Origin of the sequence: Flavobacterium sp. (assembly GCF_049318325.1) — a bacterium.
Taxonomy (GTDB): Bacteria; Bacteroidota; Bacteroidia; order Flavobacteriales; family Flavobacteriaceae; genus Flavobacterium.
In genome coordinates this window covers 1-5,090 of record NZ_JBMOGQ010000148.1, presented here as the reverse complement: position 1 = coordinate 5,090, position 5,090 = coordinate 1, and the positions used below count along the sequence as shown (strand labels likewise).

Sequence of the window (5,090 nt, the reverse complement as noted above, 5' to 3'; positions counted from 1 at the left end):
ATTACAAATTAGTAATAGTTCGGCCATTCGCTATGCGCTGTTATTTGATATTGATAAATCGATTGAAGTATTTTGTAATAGAGGCACAAGCGGAATTGATGGTAGTACTTCGACAGCCATTGGAGCTGCAGTTGGAAGCAAAAAACCTACGGTTTTAATTACTGGTGATATTAGCTTCTTATATGATAGCAATGCGCTTTGGAATAATTACATTCCAAAAAATTTTAAAATCATTTTGATTAATAATGGCGGTGGCGCTATTTTCAGAATATTACCAGGGCATCAAGAAACGGAAACATTCAATACTTTTTTTGAAACTTCTCATTGTTTAACGGCAGAACATTTAGCCAAAATGTATCAGTTAGTTTATACAATTGCCAGTGATGAAGCTACTCTGAAAAGAGGATTATCTCAACTTTACAAGCAAAATGAGAAACCAATGATTTTGGAAGTTTTCACTCCAACTCGAGAGAATGATAAACTATTGAATGACTATTTTAAAGCTTTGGTATAAATTTATATCTTTACTAAAATCAACAAATTTGTGAGCAACACTAATAAACTAAAAATATTCAACGATCCAATTTATGGTTTTATCACCATACCGAATACGTTGATTTATGATTTAATCCAACATCCTTACTTTCAGCGTTTACGTCGTATCACTCAAATGGGATTATCGTATTTGGTCTATCCGGGTGCGCATCATACTCGTTTTCATCATGCCATCGGTGCTATGCACATTATGCAAAAAGCTGTTGAAGTGTTGCGTTTTAAAGAAGTTTTAATTTCAAAAGATGAAGAGAACGCTTTATATATCGCGATACTTTTGCACGATATTGGACATGGACCATTTTCACATACCTTGGAACAAAGTATTGTTGAAGTCCATCATGAAGATATTTCATTATTGTTCATGTCGAAATTAAATGAAGAATTTGATGGTCAGTTGAGTTTGGCAATCCAGATTTTTAAAGGAGAATACCATAGAAAATTCATGTTGCAGTTAATATCCAGTCAATTAGATATGGATAGAATGGATTATTTGAAGCGCGATAGTTTTTACTCAGGTGTGGCTGAAGGAAATATTAATTCTGACCGACTAATTCAGATGTTGAATGTGATGGATGATGTTTTGGTTATGGAAGAAAAAGGGATTTATTCAATAGAAAAATTCCTTATGGCAAGACGATTAATGTACTGGCAGGCATATTTGCATAAAACAAGTTTAGTGGCAGAACTAACGTTGACTAATACGTTAAAAAGAGCCAAAGAACTTCTTCATAAAGGTATTGATATAGAATGCAGCAAGCCATTAAAACATTTTATGGATCACAAAATTACAATCGAAAATTTCTCCAATAGTAATTTAGATAGCTTTGCGCAACTAGATGATTTTGATATTATTAGTTCGATAAAAAATTGGCAGCTTCATGATGATTTTATTTTGAGCAGTTTGAGCAAAATGATTATTAACAGGAACTTACCAAAAATTAAACTCAATAACGAAAAATTTCCAAAAGAAGTATTAGAGGAAATGACCACCCGTTTTGCAAAAGAGCAAAATATAACACAACAGGAGGCAAAGTATTTTATTTTTAAAGGAAAGATTGAAAACCAAGCTTACAGCAAAAACGCAGAACCAATTAGGATTTTAAAGAAAGATAAGACCATTGAAGATATCGTTGAAGCTTCTGATCAATTGAATTTGAAAGCGTTGTCAAAACCAGTAACCAAGTATTTTATATGTTTTCCAAAACTACTTGATGAAAACTACCTTTAAAATTGATTTTTTTATACTTTTGTGACCATGAAACGAACTGCACATATTTTCGATATTTCAAATCAAGTCGTTGGTGAGTTACATCTTATATCTATAAAAAATTAAGAGAATAAGATGAAATTTACAGCAGCTCAAATAGCAGGAATTCTTGAAGGCGAAGTGATAGGTAATCCCGACGCTTTAGTCTTTAAATTAGCTAAAATAGAAGAAGGCACTGAAGGAACGCTAACATTTTTAGCAAACCCAAAGTATGTTAATTTTATTTATACTACTCAAGCTACAATTACCATTGTTAATAATGATTTTGTTCCTGAAAGTGAATTATCAACTACTTTGATTAAAGTGGAAGATGCCTATCAGTCTTTTTCAAAACTTTTGGAATATTACAACCAAGTAAAGCTAATGAAATCAGGTATTGAACAGCCGTCAGTAATTTCAGAGAATGTGATTTATGGGGAACAACTTTATTTGGGTAGCTTTAGCTATGTTGGAAAAAATGTAACAATTGGCAACAATGTAAAAATTTATCCTAACTGTTTTATAGGTGATAATGTAACTATAGGTGATAACTGTGTCTTTTTTGCTGGAGTAAAAATATACTCTGAAACTGAAATTGGTAATAATTGTAATTTTCATTCAGGATGTGTTGTTGGTTCAGATGGTTTTGGCTTTGCACCAACAGAAGACGGAACGTATAGTAAAATCCCTCAAATTGGTAATGTAATTATTGAAGATGATGTTGAGATTGGAGCTAATACCACTATCGACAGAGCAACATTAGGTACAACTTTAATCCGAAAAGGGGTAAAACTAGATAATCATATTCAGATTGCACATAACGTTGAAATAGGTGAGAATACGGTAATTGCTGCACAAACAGGTATTGCGGGCTCAACTAAAATTGGAAGTAATTGTTTGATTGGTGGGCAGGTTGGTATTGCCGGTCATCTCACTATTGGCAATAATGTTAGAATTCAGGCCCAATCAGGAATTGGAAAAAACATACCTGATGGAGAAACTATTCAAGGATCACCTGCATTCAATTATAGTGATTTTAGCAAATCTTATGTGCATTTCCGAAATTTACCAAAAATAGTTTCAGATCTAGAAGAATTAAAAAGTAAGAATAAAAACCAAATTTAAATAAGCATAATAATGGTTAAACAAAAAACCATCCAGAACGAAATTTCCCTTACTGGCGTTGGACTTCATACTGGAAAAGAAGTAAAAATGACTTTCAAACCCGCACCAGTTAACAATGGCTTTACTTTTGTCAGAGTTGATTTAGAAGGTTCTCCAGTTATTGAAGCAGATGCTAATTATGTTGTAAATACACAAAGAGGTACCAATCTTGAAAAATTAGGTGTTAAAATTCAAACTTCAGAACATGTTTTAGCTGCTTTTGTAGGTTGTGATGTTGACAACGTAATTATAGAACTGAACGAATCAGAGCCACCAATCATGGATGGATCTTCAAAGTTTTTTGTTGAAGCAATCGAGAAAGCAGGAGTTGTTGAACAAGATGCTGAACGTAAATATTATGTAGTCAAAGAAGTAATATCTTTTACGGATGAAGCAACAGGAAGTGAAATTCTTCTCATGCCATCTGACGAATATCAAGTCACTACGATGGTTGATTTTGGCACTAAAGTTTTAGGAACTCAAAATGCCACTATGAAAAGCATTGCTAACTTTAAAACGGAAATTGCTGATGCCCGAACGTTTAGTTTTCTTCACGAATTAGAAGCACTTTTAGATAATGGTCTAATAAAAGGTGGCGATTTAAATAATGCTATTGTTTATGTAGATAAAGAGATTTCGCCAAAGACTATAGAAAATCTTAAAGTAGCTTTTGGTAAGGATTCTATTTCGGTTAAACCAAATGGTATTTTAGATAACCTGACTTTACATTATCCAAACGAAGCAGCGCGACACAAACTTCTTGATGTGATTGGCGATTTAGCTTTAGTGGGAACTCGAATCAAAGGGAAGGTTATTGCCAATAAACCAGGACATTTTCTGAACACTCAGTTTGCTAAGAAATTGTCTAAGATTATTAAAATAGAACAGAAAAATCAAGTTCCGTTATATAATTTAAATTTAGAACCATTAATGGATATTCATAAAATCATGAGTATTCTTCCTCACAGACCACCATTCTTATTTATCGATAGGATCATAGAAATGACCGATAATCATGTGGTTGGGTTGAAAAATGTTACAATGAACGAAACGTTTTTTGTAGGTCATTTTCCAGGAGCACCGGTTATGCCAGGTGTAATCATTGTAGAAGCCATGGCGCAAACGGGTGGAATATTGATTTTAAGTTCTGTTCCTGATCCTGAAAATTATTTGACATACTTCATGAAAATTGACAATGTGAAGTTCAAACATAAAGTATTACCGGGTGATACTTTGGTATTTAAATGTGATTTGATTTCACCAATCCGTAGAGGAATTTGTCATATGCAAGCCAATGCCTATGCTAATGGAAAATTAGTAGCTGAAGCAGAATTAATGGCTCAAATCGCTAAAAAACAATAATATGAATCAACCGTTAGCATACGTACATCCGGGAGCAAAAATTGCAAAAAATGTTGTGATTGAACCTTTTACCACCATTCATAACAATGTAGTTATTGGAGATGGAACTTGGATAGGTTCCAATGTAACTATAATGGAAGGAGCGCGAATTGGAAAAAATTGTAACATCTTTCCGGGTGCGGTAATTTCGGCAGTACCTCAAGATCTAAAATTTGGAGGAGAAGAATCACTTGCGGTAATTGGAGATAATGTAACTATAAGAGAGTGTGTTACTATTAACCGTGGTACAATTGCTTCAGGCCAAACTAAGATTGGAAATAACTGTCTTATCATGGCCACAGCGCACATTGCACACGATTGTCATATTGGCGATAATGCTATCATCGTAAATGGTGTGGCTTTAGCCGGACATGTAATTGTTGGGAATTATGCAATCATTGGAGGATTAGCAGCTATTCATCAGTTCATACAAATTGGTGATCACGCGATGATTTCAGGAGGTTCTTTAGTTCGTAAAGATGTTCCGCCATACACTAAAGCAGCAAAAGAGCCACTTTCTTATGTTGGAATTAATTCAGTCGGATTAAGACGAAGAGGATTTTCAGCAGAAAAGATTAGAGAAATCCAGGATATTTATAGAATTCTGTACCAAAAAAATTATAATACATCACAAGCGGTTGGTATTATTGAAGCGGAAATGTCGGCTTCGCCAGAACGTGACGAAATTTTAGATTTTATCAGAAACTCATCAAGAGGAATCATG

Annotated in this window: 5 protein-coding genes; all 5 read left to right on the top strand. The window is 33.8% G+C overall.

What is annotated here, in order from left to right; all coding sequences use genetic code 11:
• A partial coding sequence (locus tag ACOYLP_RS10635) for a thiamine pyrophosphate-dependent enzyme (protein ID WP_422856146.1) occupies window positions 1–514 on the top strand: 514 nt, incomplete at its 5' end.
• Between the two features lie 30 nt (window positions 515–544).
• On the top strand, window positions 545–1,783 hold the full coding sequence (locus tag ACOYLP_RS10630; RefSeq protein WP_422856145.1) for an HD domain-containing protein: 1,239 nt from the start codon (window positions 545–547) through the stop codon (window positions 1,781–1,783).
• Between the two features lie 114 nt (window positions 1,784–1,897).
• Window positions 1,898–2,926, top strand: coding sequence for a UDP-3-O-(3-hydroxymyristoyl)glucosamine N-acyltransferase (gene lpxD / locus ACOYLP_RS10625; RefSeq protein ID WP_422856144.1), 1,029 nt, complete (start codon window positions 1,898–1,900; stop codon window positions 2,924–2,926).
• Between the two features lie 12 nt (window positions 2,927–2,938).
• Window positions 2,939–4,327 carry a bifunctional UDP-3-O-[3-hydroxymyristoyl] N-acetylglucosamine deacetylase/3-hydroxyacyl-ACP dehydratase gene (locus ACOYLP_RS10620; RefSeq protein ID WP_422856143.1) on the top strand — a complete coding sequence of 463 codons (1,389 nt, stop codon included), beginning with the start codon at window positions 2,939–2,941 and terminating at the stop codon, window positions 4,325–4,327.
• A gap of 1 nt (window position 4,328) precedes the next feature.
• A partial coding sequence (gene lpxA / locus ACOYLP_RS10615; protein WP_422856142.1) for an acyl-ACP--UDP-N-acetylglucosamine O-acyltransferase occupies window positions 4,329–5,090 on the top strand: 762 nt, incomplete at its 3' end.